Annotated in this window: 23 protein-coding genes; 15 read left to right on the top strand and 8 right to left on the bottom strand. The window is 35.0% G+C overall.

Annotated elements, in window-relative coordinates:
- Window positions 1–211 precede the first annotated feature (211 nt).
- Together AC4BBR_RS15075 and AC4BBR_RS15070 are read left to right on the top strand one after the other, a co-directional pair.
- Window positions 212–1981 carry a DNA-binding protein gene (locus AC4BBR_RS15075; RefSeq protein ID WP_490460291.1) on the top strand — a complete coding sequence of 590 codons (1770 nt, stop codon included), beginning with the start codon at window positions 212–214 and terminating at the stop codon, window positions 1979–1981.
- A gap of 161 nt (window positions 1982–2142) precedes the next feature.
- The gene (locus tag AC4BBR_RS15070; protein ID WP_490460290.1) at window positions 2143–2652 is read left to right on the top strand and encodes a DinB family protein; all 510 of its coding nucleotides are present in this window, start codon (window positions 2143–2145) and stop codon (window positions 2650–2652) included.
- Between the two features lie 68 nt (window positions 2653–2720).
- On the opposite strand, the gene AC4BBR_RS15065 is transcribed toward AC4BBR_RS15070, so the two are convergent.
- The gene (locus tag AC4BBR_RS15065) at window positions 2721–3725 is read right to left on the bottom strand and encodes a LacI family DNA-binding transcriptional regulator (RefSeq protein ID WP_490460289.1); all 1005 of its coding nucleotides are present in this window, start codon (window positions 3723–3725) and stop codon (window positions 2721–2723) included.
- 210 nt (window positions 3726–3935) lie between these two features.
- On the opposite strand from AC4BBR_RS15065, the gene rpe reads away from it, so the two are divergent.
- The 5 genes from rpe to AC4BBR_RS15040 all read left to right on the top strand — a co-directional run bounded on the left by rpe (window position 3936) and on the right by AC4BBR_RS15040 (window position 8406).
- Window positions 3936–4583: a ribulose-phosphate 3-epimerase gene (gene rpe / locus AC4BBR_RS15060; RefSeq protein WP_490460288.1), complete on the top strand. Its 648-nt coding sequence runs from the start codon at window positions 3936–3938 to the stop codon at window positions 4581–4583.
- A gap of 54 nt (window positions 4584–4637) precedes the next feature.
- The gene (gene rpiB / locus AC4BBR_RS15055) at window positions 4638–5075 is read left to right on the top strand and encodes a ribose 5-phosphate isomerase B (RefSeq protein ID WP_490460287.1); all 438 of its coding nucleotides are present in this window, start codon (window positions 4638–4640) and stop codon (window positions 5073–5075) included.
- A gap of 130 nt (window positions 5076–5205) precedes the next feature.
- On the top strand, window positions 5206–6132 hold the full coding sequence (locus tag AC4BBR_RS15050; protein WP_490460286.1) for a sugar phosphate isomerase/epimerase family protein: 927 nt from the start codon (window positions 5206–5208) through the stop codon (window positions 6130–6132).
- 49 nt (window positions 6133–6181) lie between these two features.
- Window positions 6182–7555 (top strand): PTS transporter subunit EIIC, encoded by a 1374-nt coding sequence (locus AC4BBR_RS15045; protein WP_490460285.1) that lies wholly within the window; start codon window positions 6182–6184, stop codon window positions 7553–7555.
- A gap of 113 nt (window positions 7556–7668) precedes the next feature.
- On the top strand, window positions 7669–8406 hold the full coding sequence (locus tag AC4BBR_RS15040) for a DeoR/GlpR family DNA-binding transcription regulator (protein WP_490460284.1): 738 nt from the start codon (window positions 7669–7671) through the stop codon (window positions 8404–8406).
- Between the two features lie 294 nt (window positions 8407–8700).
- Here AC4BBR_RS15040 and AC4BBR_RS15035 read toward each other — a convergent pair whose 3' ends face one another.
- Entirely contained in the window at window positions 8701–9024 is a 324-nt protein-coding gene (locus AC4BBR_RS15035; protein WP_490460283.1) for a hypothetical protein, read from the bottom strand.
- 185 nt (window positions 9025–9209) lie between these two features.
- A complete protein-coding gene (locus AC4BBR_RS15030; RefSeq protein WP_490460282.1) occupies window positions 9210–9926 on the bottom strand; it encodes a GntR family transcriptional regulator in 717 nt (238 codons plus the stop codon).
- A gap of 219 nt (window positions 9927–10145) precedes the next feature.
- Here AC4BBR_RS15030 and AC4BBR_RS15025 point away from each other — a divergent pair, with 219 nt between their 5' ends.
- Both AC4BBR_RS15025 and AC4BBR_RS15020 read left to right on the top strand, forming a co-directional pair.
- Window positions 10146–11564, top strand: a complete 1419-nt coding sequence (locus AC4BBR_RS15025; RefSeq protein WP_490460281.1) for a glycoside hydrolase family 1 protein — start codon at window positions 10146–10148, stop codon at window positions 11562–11564.
- Between the two features lie 11 nt (window positions 11565–11575).
- Window positions 11576–12898, top strand: a complete 1323-nt coding sequence (locus AC4BBR_RS15020; RefSeq protein ID WP_490460280.1) for a PTS sugar transporter subunit IIC — start codon at window positions 11576–11578, stop codon at window positions 12896–12898.
- 74 nt (window positions 12899–12972) lie between these two features.
- Here the strand turns inward: AC4BBR_RS15020 and AC4BBR_RS15015 are convergent, their stop codons facing one another.
- The 3 genes from AC4BBR_RS15015 to AC4BBR_RS15005 form a co-directional block, all read right to left on the bottom strand.
- Window positions 12973–13743: an ABC transporter permease gene (locus AC4BBR_RS15015; protein ID WP_490460279.1), complete on the bottom strand. Its 771-nt coding sequence runs from the start codon at window positions 13741–13743 to the stop codon at window positions 12973–12975.
- A gap of 203 nt (window positions 13744–13946) precedes the next feature.
- A complete protein-coding gene (locus tag AC4BBR_RS15010; RefSeq protein ID WP_490460278.1) occupies window positions 13947–14891 on the bottom strand; it encodes an ABC transporter ATP-binding protein in 945 nt (314 codons plus the stop codon).
- 32 nt (window positions 14892–14923) lie between these two features.
- Window positions 14924–15232, bottom strand: a complete 309-nt coding sequence (locus AC4BBR_RS15005; RefSeq protein ID WP_490460277.1) for an ArsR/SmtB family transcription factor — start codon at window positions 15230–15232, stop codon at window positions 14924–14926.
- Window positions 15233–15585: 353 nt separating this feature from the next.
- Here AC4BBR_RS15005 and truA point away from each other — a divergent pair, with 353 nt between their 5' ends.
- Entirely contained in the window at window positions 15586–16329 is a 744-nt protein-coding gene (truA, locus tag AC4BBR_RS15000) for a tRNA pseudouridine(38-40) synthase TruA (RefSeq protein ID WP_490460276.1), read from the top strand.
- Window positions 16330–16404: 75 nt separating this feature from the next.
- On the opposite strand, the gene AC4BBR_RS14995 is transcribed toward truA, so the two are convergent.
- Both AC4BBR_RS14995 and AC4BBR_RS14990 read right to left on the bottom strand, forming a co-directional pair.
- Window positions 16405–17310 (bottom strand): ROK family protein, encoded by a 906-nt coding sequence (locus tag AC4BBR_RS14995; protein ID WP_490460275.1) that lies wholly within the window; start codon window positions 17308–17310, stop codon window positions 16405–16407.
- 30 nt (window positions 17311–17340) lie between these two features.
- Window positions 17341–18213, bottom strand: a complete 873-nt coding sequence (locus tag AC4BBR_RS14990; RefSeq protein ID WP_490460274.1) for an alpha/beta hydrolase — start codon at window positions 18211–18213, stop codon at window positions 17341–17343.
- A gap of 204 nt (window positions 18214–18417) precedes the next feature.
- Here AC4BBR_RS14990 and AC4BBR_RS14985 point away from each other — a divergent pair, with 204 nt between their 5' ends.
- From AC4BBR_RS14985 to AC4BBR_RS14965, 5 genes are all read left to right on the top strand, one after another.
- Window positions 18418–19083 carry a DUF998 domain-containing protein gene (locus AC4BBR_RS14985; RefSeq protein ID WP_490460273.1) on the top strand — a complete coding sequence of 222 codons (666 nt, stop codon included), beginning with the start codon at window positions 18418–18420 and terminating at the stop codon, window positions 19081–19083.
- Between the two features lie 296 nt (window positions 19084–19379).
- The gene (locus AC4BBR_RS14980) at window positions 19380–19562 is read left to right on the top strand and encodes a hypothetical protein (RefSeq protein ID WP_490460272.1); all 183 of its coding nucleotides are present in this window, start codon (window positions 19380–19382) and stop codon (window positions 19560–19562) included.
- A gap of 558 nt (window positions 19563–20120) precedes the next feature.
- Window positions 20121–21434 carry an NCS2 family permease gene (locus AC4BBR_RS14975; RefSeq protein ID WP_490460271.1) on the top strand — a complete coding sequence of 438 codons (1314 nt, stop codon included), beginning with the start codon at window positions 20121–20123 and terminating at the stop codon, window positions 21432–21434.
- Between the two features lie 144 nt (window positions 21435–21578).
- Window positions 21579–21947, top strand: a complete 369-nt coding sequence (locus tag AC4BBR_RS14970) for a MarR family transcriptional regulator (protein WP_490460270.1) — start codon at window positions 21579–21581, stop codon at window positions 21945–21947.
- A gap of 87 nt (window positions 21948–22034) precedes the next feature.
- Window positions 22035–23138: an NADH-dependent flavin oxidoreductase gene (locus AC4BBR_RS14965; protein ID WP_490460269.1), complete on the top strand. Its 1104-nt coding sequence runs from the start codon at window positions 22035–22037 to the stop codon at window positions 23136–23138.
- The last annotated feature ends 26 nt before the right edge of the window (window positions 23139–23164 follow it).

Below are 23164 nucleotides of genomic sequence, written 5' to 3'. Positions count from 1 at the left end.
TGGAGATAAGTACTAGTTACTTAAAAAAATCAAGTAGATAGGCGTATTATTAGTGGATGAAACTCTGGCTAATTTAGATTATAATATAATTAGAGACATGCTCTATTTTTTTGACGCGTGAAAAAGTAAAGTATATTCTTATTACATTTATGGAGTGTTTGTGCGGTATTTTAGGTGTATTTTTTAAATCGTATAGACTAAAGGAGGAAAAATGTTTTTAAATTTTATCGGATTAACGTTGTTTTTTGGTATAGGTATTCTAGCAGCAAATGGTGTCAGTTTAATAACAACTAAAGGAAAAAACATCAAAAGTACGATGGTGTTGATGATTATTGAATTATTTTTAATGGGGAGTTTCCTATTTATCGTATTACCTAGTAAAACTCTTTCAACAATTTTATGGATTAATCTAATTGGTGCTTTGGCTGCGAGTGGATTGTTGTTAACAAGTCGTTCTATCAGTCAAGCGTCTAAGAAGGTTTTCCATAAAGGTCGAAAAAATGTTGAGATAATTACAGTAAATGATTGGTCTAAACGTATAATGGTATTAAGTATTGCTGGAATGGTTTTATTGTTTATCGTGAGCTCGATGACTAAGGTGACAGCCATTGATGATGTTTATCAAACGATTCCCTTGAAGACAGAAGAAAAAGCGGAAGTTCTAACTTCTACAAAAGAAACGCCTATTGCAATTGCCCCAAAAACAGCTAAGCGTAAGATGTTGCAAAAATTCTCAGTGATTCCTAACTCTAACATGTTTACATTAGATGGTATTACTGCTCAAGTGGTTAATGGTGAATATGTATATGTTGCAACAGTAGAATTTAATGGATTTTTTAAATGGTCAAAATTAGGAGAAGTACCGGGCTATTTTATTATTAGTGCAACAGATATTAATGCTCAGCCAAAATTTGTTGAAAAGCCGATTATATATACACCATCGGCTTACTTTGGTAAAGATGCTGCCCGTAAAATCTATGCTGCCTATCCTGATTATGCAGCAACTGGTAAAATTAATTTAGAAATCGACGAAGAAGGAAATCCTTTTTACATCCAAACTTTATATAAAGAATATGGTGTTTCTGGACGCATGAACTACAATGAATTTAAGACAGCTGTTTTAAATGCGACGACTGGAGAAGTAAAAGTTTATGATAGCAAAGAGGCACCACGTTTTGTAGACGCACCAATCACTAGCTCGGCAGCCAACAGTATTAATGAGTATTTTGGTCGTTATAGCCAGGGGTGGTGGAATCAAACAATTTTTGGTGCAAAAAAAGATGTAAAGATTCCAACAGAAAACGGAATCTATGCTTCAGGTCAAATCACACCTATGATGAATAAAGAAGGCAGTCAATTGTTATATTTTACAGATTTTACAAGTGGGGATGAAGATCAAGATTCTGCTTTAGGTTATTCGTTAATTAATGCTAGAACGGGTAAAGTAACCTATTATCGTGATACAAAAGTAGGAATTATGGATAGTGATGGTGCCATTTCTATTGCGGCAAAGATTTATCCAGAGAAAAAATGGAAAGCAAGTATGCCTGTTCTTTATAATATTGATGGCGTTCCAACTTGGATCGTTTCTTTAATGGACAGCAAAGGTATTTTCAAAAAATATGTTTACGTGAATGCAGTGGATAATGATATTGTGGTAGATGCTGATGTTGCGCAAAATGCATTAGATGCTTATCGAATTGAGTTGGCAACAAAAGGGAGCAATAATGCAAGCACTGATACCGCTAATCTAAAGAAAATCAAAGGCTCTGTTTCCAGAATCACCATTATCGCAAGTGAAGCTCAAACAGTTGTTTCCTTCTTGTTAGAAAACGATAGAACAATCTATAGTGTTACAACGAATAACAGTCCAATGGCTCTTTTCTTAAAAGAAGGAGATGAAGTGGAGTTCCAAGCAGTAGTTACAGCTGATACTAAAGCTGCTAGTGTTGAAAATCTATTGATTGAAGCACTAGAGTAGCTTCGTGTTGTTGATGTCGTAGAAATAAACGACTTGCTAGGTAAAAAATGCATGTGTTTCTTAGAATAGTTCAGAAAATTTGTTATTCAATCATCGCTAGAGTAAAGTGTTTTTGAATCACGGCCAGTTTTCATTTCAACCACAAAAGGAGAGATCTACAAATGAGAATTACACAATTATCCATGGATACGTTAAAGCGAGCGCAAGAACGGTTTGAAGAGACTTTAGATCAAATGAAAGCAGATGAAGCAAATACAATGCCATCACCGTTGATCAAATCAGTCACTTGGCTCATTTGGCATACAGCAAGAGAACTAGATTATCAAATGGCTGAGCTAAAAAATACGAAACCACTATGGTTAGAATCAGGCTGGAACACTAAGTTTGCATTGGATTTACCTGATGATACGCAAGATTGGCAACATACGCCAGAACAAGCAGAGAAAGTTAGAGTGACGGATAAAAAATTACTACTAGATTATCTGACGGCTAGTGTTGATTTTACAACTGCTTATTTAGTCACACTTGATGATGGAAGTTTTGATGATATTGTAGACACGAGTTGGACACCAGCCGTAACACGTCAGGCTCGAATCGTTTCGGCCATTGATGATGCGGTAATGCATTCGGGTCAAGCGATTTATACAAGAAGATTGGTTATCGGTAAATAGGTGAGGGATTAAAAAAGAAGATTTATCTAAGTTATTTGCTTAGATAGATCTTCTCTTTTTTATAACGATCACTTACTTGACTCTCTTAAAATCAACGAAACAGGCACTACAATTTGTCTACCTAATGTTCCTTTGCTATTGATCAACTCTATTAATGTTTCCACTGCATGAGTAGCGATCAAAGCAGTGTTTTGCTTAACTGATGAAAGGGAGGGGGTTGTGTATTTACCAGAAGCAGTATCATCAAATCCTATTAACTTTATTTTTTTCGGAACATGGATCTGATTTTTCTTCAGATATAGCATTAATTCTAAGGCTATCAGATCATTTATAGAAAAAATACCATCTGTCTTTGGATTTTTCTTAAGAAAAGAAAAAAACGTTTTTTCAATGTTATAATTTTCAAGATCAACAGAAAGTAAATGCTGTTTTTCATTGAAAGAAATACTATTTTTTTTCAGCGCATCTTTAAATCCTTTCAATCTTTCTTTAGCACTGGTTGATTTTTGGTTATGCATCGCAATAACAGGATGCTGACAACCTCCATTGATTAACTCTTCAGTACTTTCAAAAGCACCTTGGTAATGATTGGATGAGATAAAAATAGTGTCCTCTTTCTTTTTTGGTTCCCGATCGATACAGATATAAGGAATGTTCTTTTCAGCACTAGAAGAATCGAATTCAAATGCTTCTGCACCAGATATTACGATCAACCCATCCACGCCTTTTCCTTCTAAAATACGCAAATAAGCAAGCTCTTTTTCAGCGCTTCTAGAAGTGTTACAAATGATGGTGGAGTAACCTTTAGCAAATAAAATTTCTTCTAATTGCTGCACAACCTCAGAAAAAAAATAGTTACTGATGTCAGGTACTAAAATGCCAATCGTGAATGATTTGTTCATTCGTAAGTTTTTAGCACTGTAATTCATTTTGTAGCCAGTTTCTTCGATGACCTTTAAGACTTTTTTTCTAGTTTCTTCTGAAAATCGTCCATTATCATTAATAACTCTAGAAACAGTTGCGACAGAAACCCCTGCTATTTTAGCGATGTCTTTAATAGAATAGTTTTTCATAAATCAAATCCTCTTGAGTAATCGTTCTCTTTTTTTCTTTATTGTTACCCGTATTTTCTCATAAAAGGGGATTGAATACAAATTTTCAATGTGAATTTCAGTTGACAGGATGAATTTTTGGTGATATATTATCCGTAAATCTAGGTAAACGATTACTCAAGTTGTTTTCCGTCCTTTGAGTAATCGTTATCTCAAAAGGGAGTAGAAGTCATGAATAAATTGTTATGTCCATCAATGATGTGTGCAGATTTTTCTAATTTGAAAAAAGATACCGAAGAGCTCGATCAAGCGGGAATTGATATTTTTCATATGGATTTTATGGATGGACGTTTCGTTCCGAATTTTGGAATGGGGTTACAGGATTTTGAATTGGTACGTTCTGTTACGAATAAACCTGTAGATGTTCATTTGATGATTCAAGAACCAAGTAACTATGTTGAGAAATTTGCGGATCTTGGAGCAGATATTATTTATATTCATCCTGAAGCCGACCAGCAAGTAGCCAGAACGTTAGATATCATCTATCAAAAAGAAAAAAAAGCTGGAATTGCAATTAATCCGGGGACATCTGTTGAAATGATCCAAGGAATATTACCGTTAGTTGACTATGTGATGGTGATGACAGTCAATCCTGGATTTGCTGGTCAAAAGTATTTGACCTATACAGATACTAAAATAGAAAAGTTAGTATCGTTATCAAAAGAATATAACTATGAAGTGATGGTAGATGGTGCGATTTCACCAGAGAAGGTTGAACAACTGAGTAAAAAAGGTGTGACTGGTTTTGTACTAGGAACTTCAGCACTATTTGGAAAAAAAGAACCCTATCATGAAATACTTGCGAAGTTAAGAGTATAAGGTTATCCGTTTGACAAACTATTTTAGTTTTTTTATGACAGGAGGAATTATTTTATGAAATTAGCAATTGGCAACGATCATGTTGGAATTGAATTAAAACCACAGATTATCGAATATGTAAAAGAGTTAGGGCATGAGATCGAAGATTTTGGTGCCTATACATCAGAACGAACAGATTATCCAAAATATGGTCAGAAAGTGGCTGAAGAGGTTGCGTCAGGTAATTTTGATGGAGGCATTTTAATTTGTGGGACAGGCGTAGGTATTTCGATTTCCGCTAATAAAGTAAATGGAATCCGTGCTGTTGTTTGTAGTGAACCATATTCAGCTAGACTGTCCAAAGAACATAACAATACGAATGTTTTAGCCTTTGGTTCTCGAGTAGTTGGAAGCGAGCTGGCAAAAATGATTGTAAAAGAGTGGCTAGATGCGACTTTTGAAGAAGGGAGACATGCAAAGCGAGTAGAGATGATTCGTCAGATAGAAAAGTAAATGAACAGTTAAATCACGAAAATTTTTGGCTCTTTTTGATAAATAGTGAAATAAAATGAAAAAAAATGGTTGATATTGAAAAAAAGTGATGCTATTATGGAGGTGTAGAAAAGAAGAGGAGGAATAGAAAATGAAGTTAGCGACAAGAATCAATTCATTTTTACCGAAGTTTAATAATAATGTAGAAGAAGTATTACAAGAATTTAATCGTTTAGGACTGACTCATGTTGATTTTAATTATCCAGAACATGTAGTAGATATCCCAGCTGAAAAAATGAAAGGGATTTTACAAAAAAGTAAATTGCAAGCAAATGGTGTAGCTTTACGTTTTAGAAGTGAATTCATTAATGGAGAACTAGGGAATGCCAATCAGAAAATTTCTGGCAATGCGATAAAGTTATGCAAAGAAGCTTGTGACTATTGCCGTGAAGTAGGTGGTGAGGTTGTCACTATTTGGTTAGGATTTGATGGATTTGATTACTCATTTCAGATTGACTATGAAAAAGTTTGGCAACAAATCAAAGAGTGTATGATCGAGATCGCAGATTATGCACCAGATCTTAAAATAAGTATTGAATATAAACCTTTCCAGCCAAGAGCCTATGCTTTCTTAGATAGTTTCGGAGTTGCTTTATCGATGATCCATGAGGTTGATCGTGAAAATCTAGGAATTACGTTAGACTATTGTCACATGCTGATGAAACACGAAAATCCTGCGTACGGTGCTAGTATTTTAGGTAGCCGTAAAAAATTATTTGGAGTGCATTTAAATGACGGATATGGTTTAAATGATGATGGATTGATGATTGGTACGAGTAGCTTGATTAAGACGATTGAATTTATTTACTATACAAAGCGATACAATTATGACCATGCGTTTTATTTTGATACATTTCCAATCATTGAAGATCCTGTTGAAGAGTGCGAAAGAAATATAAATATGATTAAAAAAATTGATTCAATTATTGATCGATTAGGAATGGATTACATTGCAGAAATCATTAAACAAAATAGTGCAGTTAAAGTAAGTGATTTAGTATTAGAAATCTTAGCTTAAGATTTCTAATACATTATTCTAATAAAAAGAACTAAGGGAGTGAATGAGAATGGATTTCAAATTAGCAGCAAAAGAAATTTTAGAAAAAGTTGGCGGTGCAGATAATTTAGCGAATATGACTCATTGTGCGACGCGATTGAGATTAACACTGAAAGATCCTTCTAAGGCAAATGATGAAGCCGTGAAAGAGATCGATGGCGTTATCAATGTTGTTAATAAAGCAGGGCAATATCAACTCTTAATCGGAACTGAAGTCCCAAAATTGTATGATGAATTTGAAGCATTAGTTACAGGTAAAGAGGGGAATGTTCAAGTAAATAATAGTAGAGAGCATTCTGGTAATATTATAAGTAATATTTTTTCAGCTATTTCAGCAATTTTTGCTCCGCTATTGCCTGCTTTGGCTGGCTCAGGGATTTTACGTGGATTGTTGATTTTAGCTGTACAAACGGGTCTTTTATCAGAAAATAGTGGAACATATAGTATTTTGACCGTTGCTTCAATGAGTGTTTTTTATTTTTTACCAGTATTGTTAGCGTTTACTTCTGCGAGAAGATTTGGAGCTAGTCCGTATTTATCTGCCTTGATTGGTGCGGCATTATTAAATCCAGAATTTATTGCGTTGATGGGAGACACAGGAAATGGTGCAACGACAAGCTTTTTGAAAATTCCTGTTGTTTTAATGAATTATAATTCTACGGTTGTTCCGATTATCCTTTCGATTTGGGCATTTTCTTATCTATACAAGTTTTTAGATAAAAACATTCCTGAAACACTAAAATTAGTCGTTGTTCCTTTAATTTCTTTGGCAGTGATGATTCCTTTAACGATTATTGTGATTGGTCCGATTGGTGTTTACAGTGGTGAAGCCGTGGCACAAGTCGTAAATTGGTTGATCGAACGTAGTAGTATTTTGACAGGAATATTGATCGGTGGCGGTTGGAGTGTGTTGGTAAGCCTAGGGATTCACTGGGCAGTTAATCCGATCATGATCAATAATGTATCGACTTACGGGTTTGACTATATCGTACCATTTACGTTTGCCTGTAACTTTGCAGTGATTGGTACGACGATCGGTGTGTACGTTAAAGCTAGAAATAAAAAATTACGCAGTTTTGCAGTAACAGGTTTAGTAACAATCGCTCTTTCAGCAATTATCGAACCAACTTTATTCGGCTTATTAGTAAAAAATAAAAAATTGTTTTTAGCTCAAATCATCGGTGGTGCCGTAGGTGGTGCTTATTTAGGACTGATGAAAGTCGTGACGAATGCCTTTGTCTTTGGTAGTGTGACCACTTTTCCTGCTTTTGTGACAGATAATTCTTCAAACTTTATTCAGGCAATGATAGGACTCATAATTTCACTTGTCATATCAGCGATTTTAGCATATATGTTCACGGAAAAAGAAGAAGTGTTATCTTAAAATTTCAAAATGACTTCTTTCAAATTCATTACTATTTATCTATATTTATGGTATTTTAAGTATGGGTATTCTTCTTAAAAGCATTAGTAAAGAAAAAATGAAAGGAGCTTCTTATGATTCCCTATGTTCGACAAGAGAAAATTATAGAAATATTAGAAAGTAGAGAACTTATTCGGATTGAGGAGTTACAAAAGCTAATACCAGAAGTCTCGATTTCTACTCTTAGACGTGATCTAAAAGAGCTTGAAGGGGTAAATAAAGTGCAGACCTTATCTGGGGGGGCTGTTAAAATTTCTTCTAGTGTTTCTGAGTTGCCTATGTCAACGAAATCTAGTTTGCAAACGAAAGAAAAACTCTATATAGCTGAATTAGCTGCTCGCGAAGTTGTTGCTGGTGAAACGATTTATTTAGATTCGGGTTCTACATGTACGACCCTTTTGAAAGAATTGCTTAAAAAGAAGATTCAGATCATTACTACAAATACGGATGTTCTTAGATTAACAGGGGATTTTGAAGCTGAAATCACGATTTTAGGTGGAACTTATGATCCTAAAATTTCATCATTAAGTGGACCTTTAGCTGAAGCGAACATTAAAAAATACGTTTTCGATAAAGCTTTTTTAGGAGCCAATGGTATTGATGTAACATTCGGTGTAACGACGCCTAATTTAGTTGAAGCGATCAAAAAAAAGACTGTAATTGATTACGCGAAAAAGTCATTTCTATTATGTGATAGCTCAAAATTTCATAAGACATCCGCAGTAAAGTCTTTTGATTTAAATGAAGTTGTTTTGATTACGGATGCTTTTGATTCTGAATTGAGTCAAGAGATGAAAATCATTTCTAAATAAAAAGATATAAAAAATGTGACTGAGTTGAGTGTGGGACGAGGTTGGAACAAAAACATTTAGCTCCGAAAAATAAAAAGGAGCTATGTTTGAACCACCCTTTCCCCGCTTTTTTGATTGATTTTAGGATACACAAAAAGCGCGTAACGCTCATTTTTATTGAATGCCCCCGTTAATCATCTTGATTCTCATTCGAAACAAGTGTTGATTATTTATTGAAAAACGATAAGAGTATAATTATCGCTATTCACGACGAATTTTTGACAAGATAGAAGATAAACTTATTTAAAGAAAATGCTATTTTTTTTTGCTGTTTCGATAAATTAAAATAGCTATGATAAAAATTATGCCTAGAATCTTGACGAATAGATTATTATAGAGAATTAGAAATAATGGAATAAGTATTGAGACTAATCGATAGGTCCATTTTGTGAATAACTTTCCAGCCTTTCTTTCATTCTCATTCTCTGGTGCTTTTTCATAGCTCTTAGTATCAATGGGATTTCTAGCTAAAAAGAGTCCATTAGATTTATCTATAAAAAATGCTAATAGAAAAGCGACCAGACTAAAAAATAGTAAAAATAATAATACTTGATTGGTTGAAGAAAAAACGTTGTCCATGATATTCTCTCCCTGCTGCATATTTTTAGTTCGTTATGAGTTAAAAAAATTGTCCTAAGTTTACTAGGGGCATTCAATTGTATATATTTGTGAATAAATATGTTAATAAAGCATTCTACTTCTATTAAAGCTTAGAGTAAATTTATGCTTTTAGATAAATAAAAGGGATAATTAGTTTAAAAAGATTAATGATTTTGAACAAAAACGGCCTCAAATGTGAAATCACTGTACAGATGTCTCGTTACAGAGTATTCGAAAGGTTTGCCTGATTCAAGGGAGACAATTTTTTCAACTTCTACCATGAAAAAATTCTCTTCAACTGAAAGAAATCGTTGATCCATTTCGTTTGCCACATCACCTTTTATCCATATATGCGAGGTCTGAATCGTTAAATCTAATTCTTCAGTGATGTAGTTATAAACAGATTTTTCTAAATGCTTTGGCTGTAACCCTGGAATAATAGATAGGGGCATAAACGTTTGTTCAATAGAGTAAGGTTTATGATCGATATAACGACTTCTGACAATATTATAAACGTAATCTTTAGTAGAAATTTTAAGCAGTTGAGCTATTTTTTTACTAGGGATTTCTATTGAAAAACTATGTATTTTTGAGGAGACATGTTCTTCTCCTATAATATTTAACAAGCCTGCATTAGGCCCAAATACATGCGTCGTATCCATCGGTTTTCTTAGTACTTCGGTACCATAACCACTTCTACTTCTAAGAATTCCTTCTTTCACTAAAAGATCTAGCCCTTTTTTTACAGTAAGTTTACTGCATTGATAAAGTAGTGCGAGCTCTTTGCCAGAAGGTAATTTTCCGCCAACGGGATAATAGTCGTTAGCTATTTTATTTTTAGTGTCGATATAGACTTTCATATATTTTGAATTTAGATTCATTAGTATTTCCTCATTTCAGAAAGATATACTTTTGTGTATATCTTTTTTTTGTATGTTTAAACAAATTATGCGCTATTCAACTTTTTAAGTCAATTGATTATCTATAAAGATATATATATTTAAATTAAAATATATTTATTTAGCAAAAACTATTTATATTGATTGTAAGCGGTGCTATTATCTGTTTATTAAATGAAAATGGAGATAAGGAGAATAGCGATGAGTAAACAAAAATTGAATTTCCCAGAAGAGTTTTGGTGGGGGTCTGCTTGGTCCGCAGAACAAGCAGAAGGACGAGGCGAAACAGGAAAAGCAGAAACCGTATGGGAAAGATGGTATAGTGAACAACCCACTCGTTTTTATAATCGTGTAAGTTCAGAAATAACAACAGATCATATCCATCACTATGAAGAAGACATTCAGTTAATGAAGCAAACTGGACACAATTCATTTAGAGTTTCTATTTCTTGGGCAAGAATGTTTCCAGACGGTGGTGAAGGTGAAGTAAACCTGAAGGCTATTGCCTTTTATCAAGATTTATTTTCCAAAATGAATCAAGAGGGAATCAAAGTTTTCGCAAACTTATATCACTTTGACATGCCAGCAGCTATGCAAGATAAAGGTGGATGGGAATCCAGAGAAGTTATTGAAGCATATGTTCATTTTGCGACGACATGTTTCAATTATTTTGGTGATTTAGTGCATCACTGGTTTACATCAAATGAGCCGTTAGGACCGATTTTGGGTAGTTACTTGGAGGATTTCCATTATCCGAATATTGTTGATTTCAAACGTGGCGCTCAGGCAGCCTTCTTTACGATTTTAGCTCATGCAAAAATTATAAAAAGCTTTAAGGAACAAAAGTTGTCTGGAAAAATTGGAGTTATTTTGAATTTAAGTCCTACATTTCCAAGAAGTCAAAATCCTGCAGATGTAAAAGCCGCTGAAATTGCTGATTTATTTTATACAAGGAGCTTTTTGGACCCAATGGTAAAAGGTGAATTTCCTAAAGCCTTAGTAGAGCTATTACGGAAGTATGACCAACTACCTAACGATTATACAAGGGAGGATTTAGCTTGTATTAGAGAAAATACTGCTCAAATTCTTGGGCTAAATTATTATGAACCAAGACGTGTGAAAGCAAGACTAACAGCAATTAACGAAAATGGTCCTTTTTTACCTGAATGGTTCTTTGAAAATCATATTATGCCAGGACGAAAAATGAATGAGTATCGTGGCTGGGAAATTTACGAAAAAGGCATTTATGAGTTGTGTATGGATATAAAAAATAATTATGGAAACATTGAATCCTTTATTTCTGAAAATGGAATGGGTGTTGCGAATGAAGAACGATTTATGGATGAGACGGGACAAGTGATTGACGAGTATCGTATTAACTTTATTAAAGACCACCTCGCATATCTTTGGAAAGCCATTCAAGAAGGCGCCAATATTAAAGGGTATCATCTGTGGACATTCATTGACTGTTGGTCGTGGATCAATGCATATAAAAATCGCTATGGGTTAGTTTCTTTAGATCTAGATACGCAACAAAGAACCATTAAAAAAAGCGGAGAATTTTATAAACAATTAAGTGATGACAATGGTTTTGATTATGATATAGAGTATCTTGTCTAGGAGGAATTGAGATGAGGGAAAGTAAAAAAGATAAACTCTTTGAAAAGTTTGGTTTTGTCGCAACTAAGTTAGGGAATCAAATTCATTTACGCACTTTAAGAGATGCATTTGCTACGTTTATGCCGTTCATGATGCTGGCGGGCTTTGTTACGTTAATTAATTATGTTATTTTAGAACCTACAGGATTTATGGGGAAAATTATTTCACCAGCTACTTTAACGACGATCCAAGAAATTGGTGTGTCTATTGGGAACGGGACATTAAGTATTGCAACATTACTGGTAGTAGCGGCTGTTTCTTATCATATGTGTGTTAGTCGTAATTATATTAACCAAATTGCCGCAGTGTTAGTGGCCATGTCTACATTTATTGTTTTAACACCGATGAAGATGATGTTTTTACCAGAGGGAGCAACAAAATCAATTGAAGTTACAGGAGCTATTCCATTGACGCATACGGGTGCTTCAGGTATGTTTGTTGGTATTTTTATTGGATTATTTGCAACGGAATTGTTTATTAAATTATCAAGGGTTAAAAAACTGCAAATCAATTTATCAGGAAATATTCCTCCAGCAGTTACAAAATCATTCAACGTTTTAATTCCGATAATGTTGACAGTGACAAGTTTTGCTCTGTTATCATTTGCTGTTAATCAATTGTTTCATCAAGATGTGAATGCATTCATAACAATGGTCATTACAGGTCCGCTGAGTCGTGTAACGACCGGGTTACCAGGATTTTTATTAATCACATCTGTTGCTAATTTGTTTTTTGGTTTTGGGATTCATCAAGCGGTTATCTCTGGTTCTTTACTCGATCCTTTTCTTTTACAAAATATGCAAGAAAATATGACTGCTTATGCAAATAAAGAAGAAATCCCGCATATCATTAATATGGCGTTTAAAGATACGTTTGCTGTAATGGGTGGATCAGGAAACACAATCGCTTTGCTAATTGCCATTTTTATTTTCAGTCGTCGACAAGATTATAAAGATTTTGCTAAGCTATCTGTCGCACCAGCCGCTTTTAATATCAGCGAACCAATTATTTTTGGCTTACCTATTGTATTTAATTTAAGTTTGATTATTCCTTTTGTTTTAGCACCGATATTTTCATTAACTATTGCTTATTACGCTACGTATTTTGGGTTAATCAATCATGTGGTTGTTCAAATTCCGTGGACCACGCCTCCAATTATTTCTGGCTTTCTAGCAACCGCAGGTGACTGGCGTGCAACTGTTCTTCAAGTGCTTATTATCGCTGTTAGTGTATTTATCTATTTACCATTTTTGAGAATTGATGAAAAAGTAACTTCTACAGTGAAAGAAAATTAAATGAAACGAAGCAAGACGTTACATCGGTCAAAAGCATCGATGTAACGTCCATTTTTATTTTCTCTATATAACTACTAGCTTCTTAAACCACGTCCTCTATCAATCAGGTACCAACAAACTGTATAAAGTACAGAGATAAAAAGAATCAATATAATCATTGATAAGATGATAGGAACATCGATGGTACCAAGGAAACCGTATCTAAAGCCTGAGATCATATATACGATTGGGTTGATCTTTGAAATAGTTTGCCAGATTGGTGGTAACATAGATATTGCGTAGAAGACACCACCAAGATAAGTCAACGGTTGTAAAACAAAGGTAGGTACAATGGAAACATCATCAAACGATTGAGCGAAGATTCCATTTAACAAACCTGCTAATGAAAATAAAATAGCAGTCATAAGAAGTGTAATAATGACAATGGTCCATGAATAAACGTGAAGTGGTACAAAGAATAGCGAAATCATTGTCACAAGAGTACCGACTAGAACACTTCTACCAAGTCCGCCAATCACAAACCCCCAAATAATAATATGTGTTGGAACAGGTGCTACGAGTAATTCTTCAATATTCTTTTGGAATTTCTGCGAGAAAAATGAAGAAGAGACATTCGCATAAGAACTTGTAATCACTGACATCATGATCAATCCAGGAACGATAAATTCCATGTAGGAGAAACCGTCCATCTGTCCGATTCGTCCGCCAATCAGGTTTCCGAAGATGACAAAATATAAAGATGTGGTAATGACGGGTGGAACTAACGTTTGCACCCAAATCCGTAGGTAACGGTTGGTTTCTTTTACTGCAAGGCTTCTTAGAGCCGTGAAATATAGCTTAAACATTTTTATTCTCCTTATTTTAAAAGTGTAGTGGGATCGTTCAGTTCAAATGAAAAAATAAGGAACTATGACTGAGGTACTTTTGGCCTCAGTCGCACGTTATCTTTTTGAAGAACTAGCCCGTATCGCTAAATATTCGTATTAAAGTATTGATTTTTCAAAAGAAAAATCAATCTGAGGCGTATAGTGTATACCATTCTACTAGCCTAATTCGTGGTATGTGAATCGGTATCCACGTGCCGTTTTTCTTCTGTGATTTTTAGAAATAATTCTTCTAATCGATTGGATTTGTTTCGAAGAGAAAGAACTTTTATCTCTTGCTTTGTGAGTTGGTCAAATAAATCGTTAACTCCTTGATTACGTTCGACTTCTACAACAAGCGTGTGTTCGTCTTCGAAACTGCTGTTATAACCTATGATTTCAGGTTGTTTGTCAAAATCCTCTAGATCAAAAATAAAGGTTTCAAACTGTAATTTTGCTAAAAGAGTTTTCATGCTAGTGTTTTCAATCAGCTCTCCTGACTGGATAATACCGATGTTACGGCAAAGCATCTCTGCCTCTTCTAAGTAATGCGTTGTCAGGATAATGGTAGTTCCATTTGCATTTAGCTCTCTCAGAAAATCCCACATTTCTCGTCTTAACTCAATATCTACTCCAGCGGTAGGTTCATCTAAAATAAGGAGTCGAGGTTCGTGCATCAAAGCACGTGCAATCATTAAGCGACGTTTCATTCCGCCCGAAAGCATTCGCGCTCGAACATTACGTTTCTCCCAAAGGTCTGATTGTTTTAGGTATTTTTCACTGCGTTTTAATGCTTCTTTTCGTGAAACACCGTAATAGCCAGCTTGATTGACAACGATTTGTTCAACTGTTTCAAAAGGATTAAAGTTGAATTCCTGTGGTACAAGTCCAATTTGTTGTTTTGCAAGGACTAACTCTTTGTCAAGATCATAGCCAAAAACATTGACTTGACCAGAAGTTTTGTTGACAAGAGAGGTGATAATCCCAATTGTTGTTGATTTTCCAGCGCCGTTTGGTCCGAGTAGCGCATAAAAATCGCCTTCTTCTACGGCTAAATTAATTCCTTTTAGCGCTTCGACTCCTGTAGCGTATACTTTTTTTAAGTTTTTTATTTCAAGTGCATAAGTCATTTACTAACAAATCTCCTTATTTTATCTGATTTTTAGTTGTTATTATTTTGGCAAAGACAATCTGTATCGCTATCCGAAAGTAATTGTGCCATGGAACTCATAAATTCTCTTACAAATGTCTCTTTTAACGTGTAGTAATGCCATTGCTTTTGTTTATTAACTGAAACGATGCCCGCTTTTTCTAAAACCTTCATATGATGAGAAAGAGTTGGCTGAGTAAAATCAAAATGTTCTAACACGTCACATGCGCACATGCAACTGTATGAGAGAAGATCAATGATTTTCATTCGTTTAGGATCAGCCATTGCTTTAAGAACTAATGACATTTGTTCATAATCCATATCTATCCCTCCAGTATATAGATGATTACCTATGTTAAATATAGATTAGTATGAATGTTATGTCAATAGGACGATAAATATACTAATTGGTTCGGATTTCTCTTCTTTAGATCAGTATTACCATTATACGTTTTCTTTTCATTAAAATTTTATATGGAATCTCCCCTTGTATTGCGCGTATAAAAATTATTGATTTGTATTAAGAAATGGGAAGGTCCAGTGTATAAAAGTATTTTTAATCCATTCTATTCTAGCGTATACTAAAGTAGTTAGAAATTGTTCTGTTTTTGAAATTGCGCATAATAATTAGGCGTTTAAAGTTAGATAAAAATATATTGTAAGAGGAGAAAATAATGAGGAATATTAAACTAACAATCGAATATGACGGTACCAGATATTTAGGGTGGCAAAGACTTGGGGATTCAGATAAAACAATACAGGGAAAGATCGAAAATATTTTAACGCAAATGATAAGTTCAAAAATAGAAATTATCGGTTCAGGTAGGACGGATGCTGGAACGCATGCTAGAGGGCAGATAGCTAACTTTAAAACTAATGCTACAATGAGTTTGGCGGATATGATTGAGTTTCTCAATCGCTACCTTCCACGTGATATTGTTGTGAAGAAGGCGGAGGAAGTACCAGAAAGATTTCATGCTCGGTACAATGCGATAGGAAAAAAATATAGCTATTATATCTGGAATGATGTGATTCCGTCAGCATTTGAACGACAGTATAGCTTTCACTATTGTGAGGAACTTGATTTTGAATTGATGAATCAAGCTTGTCAAAAATTGATTGGCACACATGACTTTATTGGCTTTTCTTCGCTTAAAAAGACAAAAAAATCAACGACTAGAACAATTGAGGAGCTTTCTATCAATAAGAAAGGAAGCTTGCTTCATTTTACGTTTGTCGGGGATGGTTTTTTGTACAAAATGGTTCGAATCCTTGTGGGGACACTTTTAGAAATTGGGACTGGAACAATGAAATTAGAAATGATCGACGAGGTTTTTAAACGGAAAATTAGAAGTGAAGCAGGGATGACAGTGCCTTCTCAGGGACTTTTTCTTGATGAGGTCTATTATCACGATTGAGGATGGAACTTAACTGGGCTGGAACAGTAGTAACTCTATCAGAAACAAGCTGCTGCCCCAGCTTATGTTTAGTCTTTATTCAATTGTCTCATCCATCTCGACAAACAATTGATACAGAGCACCTAATAAGTTCGATGAATTCTGGAAGGCGCATGCCTCAATAATAAGCGGATCAAAGGTTCGCTCAAGCATGGTTTCTTCTTTTCTAATAGTGGAATATTGTATCTGAATCATTTCAATTAACTGGTCTTGCGCGCTGATTCCACCCCCAATCACAACTTTTTCTAGATCCAGCAACACTTGCATATCAATCAGAAGAATCGCAATATCGCGACAATAGTTTTCAAATAAAGCAGTTAAAGCAGTTGATGAGTGATCGGTTATTGCTGTAAAGACTATTTCATGATTGTCTATTGAAACGTTTAATATGGTTGTTGCTTCTTTCATAAATTTTACAGCAGAACCATAAAAACCAAAGAGTTGCGGTTGCTCGGGATGGGGGGATTGGCGAATTAGAAAGCTTACTTCGCCAGCTTGGAAATTAGGCCCTTGATGCAAACGATTATTTAAAATCAATCCACCACCAATACCAGTCCCTAAAACGACTGCTGCCCCATTTTTAATACCCTTCAAATTACCAATCCACCATTCAGCTAAAGCTGCTGCTTTCCCATCATTAATTACTGCAAATGGAAGATCCGTAAAGCTAGAAATCCACTTTTTCATAGGGAAATCATAGAGAAATAGCAGTGAACCTCCAGTATGAATGTGACCTTTAGCGGAGTCTACTTTTCCAGGACAACTCATGGCAATACCTTTGATCTGTCCTTTTTGCTCATTTAAAGCAGAAACGATTATTTCTTTAAACGTTTCTAAGGTTTTAGGTGTTGGTTCTCGCCACGTTTGGATAAAACGACCAGCACGATCGATCAATCCAAATTTGATATATGTTCCACCAATATCAATACTTAAATAATGCATCTTTTATCCCCCTAACGTGTTATCTTCATCTTAAAGAAAACGCTTGAAAAAGGCAATCTCATCTTTGTTACACTGTTGAGCCATCTCATTTTTTTGATCTAAATGAAAGACGTGTCCAAGATCCGATTTATCTTGATTCTCGTATATATGGTAAGTTACTTCGATCCCTTTTGATGTTAATAAATCTGCTAAGGGTTGAGCGACGTCTTTTAAAAAGTCATGGGTAGCTGTCGCAATAAAGGCAGGCGGGAAGTTCTCCGTGATGTACTTTTCTACAGGAAATTGATTTTCAACTATGGGAGCCACTGTCTCACCAAAATAAAATGGAAAATCTTGATTGACAGCGCCATTTTTTCCAATGAAATAAGCGCCACAATTCATAGCGACTGCATTAAAGGTTACCGTTGCAATTGGAAACGAAAAATTTTGAGCATATGCTGGATTGCTAGTCATTGCTGCATATTGTTCAACAAGTTGTCCGCCGGCGCTATCACCGATTAAAAATAGCTGATCCAGATTAATGTAATAGCTTTTCCCGTGTTCGACTAACCAATGCATCAAAGCGTTGATATCCTCCAAAGGTGTAGGATATTGATGATCCGGGGCTAAACGATAATTGAAATTCACCACAGTAAATTCTTTAGTTGCTAAATACATTGTGTAAAAACGATAAAGTTCTTTGTCTCCATAAAAGAAGCCGCCACCATGAATATTGATGATTGTTGGGAGACACTTGTTGATGCCTTTGGGATAATAGATATCAAATGTATTTTCAATGCCATGAGGTCCGTAAGATAAGTTCTTGAACATTTCTAGAGTATTAGGTTCGGTCAGACCAGCATCGCGTTTTTCATCATTTTTGCGCATTTGACTCCGCATAGTTGGAATATCAATGGTTAGCATAGTGATTACCTCCTCAGTTGATTGAATAAGCTAGTTAGTTTTTCTTTTGTTATCTGTATTATAAATGAAATCGTTTACTAATCAAGAACGAAATAGAATAGTTAAAAGTTTCATATCTAACGAAGGAATGTTTTTATATTTTCTTGCAATTTCGTATAATTAGAAGAACAAAAACGTCAAAAAATATTGACGAGGAGGATCAATATGAATTTTTTCAAAAAGTATGGCTTTTATTTTCTATTATTAGGTGTAATAAGTGATTTTTTAACACCGTACATTTTAGGCATCTTTTACCCAAAAGTGAATCAAATGACAATGGTGATTAGTGTGTTTGGTGATGTCGAAAGTCCGGTACGACAAGCATTCTTGGTTTGGTCTGTGGTGTCAGGGTTACTATTTGTTTTAGCAATTCCAGCAGTGTACCAAGCCTTTAGCAGTACTTCGAGAAAACTATCTAGATTATTAGCTTTAGCCATTGGTTTATATGGCGTAGGAGATTGTATTTTTACGGGACTATTCAGTATCAACACTGAACAAGCAAATTGGACTTTTTCGACTTGGGTTCACAATATTGGTTCTGGTTTAGGTTATGCAGGTTTTTTACTGTTCCCACTTTTACTATTCTTACTTTATCAAAAACAAGTAGAAAAAAAAGCTAGCAACCGTTATTTAATGTTATTATTGACTAGTTTGTTTTTTGCGGGGATTTACGGAATGGCGCGAATTCCAGCAATAAATCAATTACCGATATTGAATAGGATTGGGTTTTGTCAAAGGATTAGCTTTATTTTTAATTATTTACCGATAGTGATTTTCGCTCTAGATCAATTAAAAAATGAGGATGTTCGAACAGCTGTTAAAAAAAATTGAAACAGTTAATAAATTAGTTGAAGCATTTAGAAAAAAACTTGATTTTTCTTCCATTTTTTTAGTTTTTTTAAGTGTAAATTTTAGTTGATATAGCCTTTATTCGAATTGAAATGAATAAAAAAATATGAGCAGAAAGGTTTATTGAAGAATTAGAAGTTAATAAACTTAGGAGAAGCTAAGGAGATGAAAAAGAGCAGTAATATATTATTATCCTTGATTATGATGGGAGCATTTTATTTGATAGTATAAAGACTTTTATCCTACAGCCTATATATGAGCAAGGAGTGAGTAAAGATTTGACAAACGTAATTGCGTCTGAATCACTGTCTCGAGGTGTGAATGTGAATAAAACGATTTTCAATGATGTATTACTAACGTTTAATGGAGAAGAAGTTATGGTAAGTAATTCTTTGAAAAGAGTCGATATTTTCCCAATTAAAACTGCATCTTCACTTCCTAATCTTGAGAAAGAAATGTAAGAGGGGGACCATTTTAAGCTTACCCTACCAACAGACATTTTAGCTTTAGGCGGTCAAAAAATGCACCAGTGGTCGATTGGAAAAAAGTTGCTCTAGCTTATAATATTACAAAGCTAGTAAAGGCAGATGTAAATTGATCAATAGCAATCGACAAAATGAAGAGTCAAACGCTAGCACGTCACTTCAAGAACATGTAGCTATCAGTAAAAAGTAGGCGATTTCGACGGAAAAACATAAGAACTCTGCTAGGACGTAACGTTTAATCCAAAGGTATAAAATTAAGTAGGTTCTGGAATAAAATTTAACAAGTTTTGTTTTAGAATTTGTTTACGTGATTTATCGAGTTTTGAATCAACGCTTAGATGGCGCGTTTTTATCGAAATAATTTAGTGAAGAAAGCGTGTCATTTTTATTTAGCTTAAAAGTTGTAGATGAATAGCAGTTAGTAACCTTTGTATTTACTTATTCTATTCTTTATTATATGATTGAACACGTTGTTTAAGTAATACATTGCAATTTTACGAACAGTTTATTGTTCATATTTTAGGAGGATATCAAGTGAAAGAAAAAATTATTTCCTATTTTGAGATCGACAAATTAAATACGACTGTGAAGCGTGAATTTCTAGCTGGTTTTACAACGTTTATTTCAATGGCGTATATTCTATTTGTTAACCCAACAGTTTTAGGGGCTTCAGGGATGGATGAAGGTGCCGTTTTTACTGCAACAGCTTTAGCTAGCGCATTAGGTTGTATCTTGATGGGGGTTTTTGCTAAGTATCCGATCGCAACGGCACCAGCACTAGGAATCAATGCCTTTTTTGCTTATTCTGTTTGTGTCGGAATGGGCGTTCCGTGGGAAACTGCTTTAGCAGGTGTTTTTGTCGCTTCTTTGATTTTTATTTTGATTACTATTTTCAAATTACGTGAATTAATCATTGATGCAATACCAGCAGATTTAAAATATGCTATTTCTGGTGGAATTGGTCTGTTTATTGCTTTTCTTGGTTTAAGTGAAGGTGGAGTCATTGTTTCTAATGAGTCTACACTGGTTGCTTTAGGCCCCCTGAATGTCGGGACGACTTGGCTGACTATTTTTGGTCTAGTGATCACTGCAGTTATGATGGTTCGTCGTGTTCCTGGCGGAATTTTTATAGGAATGACGGCAACAACAATTTTGGGACTAGTGACTGGGTTGATTGAAGTACCAACTAAAATAATTTCAAGTGCTCCTAGTCTTAAACCAACATTTTTAGTTGCTTTAAAACATGTGGGAGATATTAATTCTCTACAGCTATGGGTTGTTGTCTTGACGTTCTTATTAGTAACATTTTTTGATACAGCTGGAACGCTTGTTGGTTTAGCGAATCAAGCAGGATTTATGAAGGACAATAAAATGCCTCGAGTTGGAAAAGCATTAGCTGCGGATTCAACGGCGATGTTAGCAGGGTCACTTTTAGGAACTTCTCCTGTTGGTGCCTATGTAGAATCTTCTGCAGGGATTGCAGTTGGTGGACGTTCTGGATTGACAGCTGTGACAACAGGTTTATTCTTCATCGTGGGGCTATTTTTCTCACCCTTGCTTTCCGTTGTAACGTCGCAAGTAACCGCACCAGCGCTAATTGTTGTCGGTGTTTTAATGGCTCAATCACTTAGCCAAATCAAATGGAAAGAAATGGAAATTGCAATTCCTTCTTTCTTAATTCTTTTGGGAATGCCTTTGACTTACAGTATCTCTGATGGAATTGCCCTTGGTTTCATTTTCTACCCAATCACAATGATCGCTGCAAAACGTGGCAAAGAAGTATCACCAATCATGTATGCTCTATTCTTTGTTTTCGTAGGATTTATGTGGATTTTGAATGCTAATTAAGTAATATCGTATAATAAAATAAAAGTCGTGCGACTATGGTCCATGGCTTTTATTTTATTTAATAAATTTCTTAAAACTTTGACTTTTAGACTAAAAACAAGCAAAATATAACTAATTGAAGAGAAGGGTTAGGGAGGAATGGTGATGAAAACATCTCTTATATCAGATTGGTTGGACTTCACAAAGAAGCAGTCCACTGTTGAAAAAAAATTAGAAGATACATTAAAGAAAAACAATCAACTCACAACAAGTGAGTATTATGCTTTATACCAACTTAAACAAAATGGATGTTGCATGAGGTTGAATGATTTAGGAAATTACTTATGTTTGAGTCAAAGTGCACTGTCTCGTATGATCAATAGATTGGAAGACAGAAATCCTCCAGTGATTGAAAGAAAAATTTGCGCAGATGATAAACGGGGAGTTTACGTAGGTTTGACCAATGAAGGGGCGAAGCTAGTGTCATCTGTTGAACCAGAAGTAAATGTTATTTTGAAAGAGTACTTTATTTAGAAGATTAAAGAGTTGCTTTTTAGTCTTTTTTTCTGTAGTATACAATTAGTTGCATGCGCATGCATGTTTTTAAGAGGAGGAAATTTTATGAATAATCTAGATACAGACTTAACCTTTAAAAGAGGATTGCACTTAAAAAATCGACTTGTTGTTGCGCCAATGACAACTAAAATGTCTTTTTTTGATGGTGTTGTAACAAATGATGAGATTGATTATTATGCATTACGTTCCGGCGAAGTAGGTGCATTTATCACGGCAGCAGCGAATGTTCATGAAGGTGGTAAAGGATGGGAGGGAGAATTAGGTGTATATGATGACCGCTTTATTCCTGGACTTGCCAAATTGGCTGCTGTGATTAAGAAGAATCATACGAAAGCAATTCTTCAAATTTTTCATGCTGGGCGGATGACTGACGCAAGTGTTTTACGTGGTGTTCAACCAGTTGCGCCGAGTGCAGTTGCTGCAGAGCGACCAGATGCACAAATACCAAGAGAATTAACAGAAACAGAAATCCTTGAAATTTTAGAAAGCTTTAAAGATGCGACAAAAAGAGCGATAAAAGCAGGTTTTGATGGTGTAGAAATTCACGGAGCAAATACCTATTTGATCCAACAATTCTTTTCTCCTCATTCTAATCGGCGTACCGATGATTGGGGTGGAACACTAGAAAAACGATTTAAATTTGTCAATGATTTGGTTGATGGCGTAACAGAAGTGGTCGATCAGTCAGGGGTGAAAGATTTTGTTGTAGGGTATCGTTTTTCACCTGAAGAGTATGAAGAACCTGGAATTCGTTTGAGTGACACATTATTCTTGGTCGATCAATTATCTAAAAAATCACTAGATTATCTGCATCTATCAGTTGGTAATTATAGAAATCATTCAGTTAGTGAGGGGTTCGAGGAAAAACCAATTATAAAGTATATAAAAGAAACGATTAACAACCGTCTTCCTCTGATCGGTGTAGGCGATATCAGAAATGGGGCAGACGCAAAAGAGGTTTTAGCGACTGCAGACCTAGCTGCTGTAGGACGTGCAATTTTGATTGATCCTCATTGGGCGCAAAAAGTCTTAGATAAACAAGACCATCTAATTAGAACAGAACTTTCTCACTATGATCGAGAGGATTTGCGAATTAGTAACGGTGTTTGGGGCTTTTTAGAAGGAATGATGCCTGAACGCCTAAAGTAGGAGTGAAATTATAACAAAAGAGGTCT

The organism is Enterococcus sp. AMC1251, assembly GCF_058216535.1.
The sequence above is the reverse complement of the archived record's forward strand: the minus strand, read 5'-3'. Positions and strand labels throughout refer to the sequence as shown.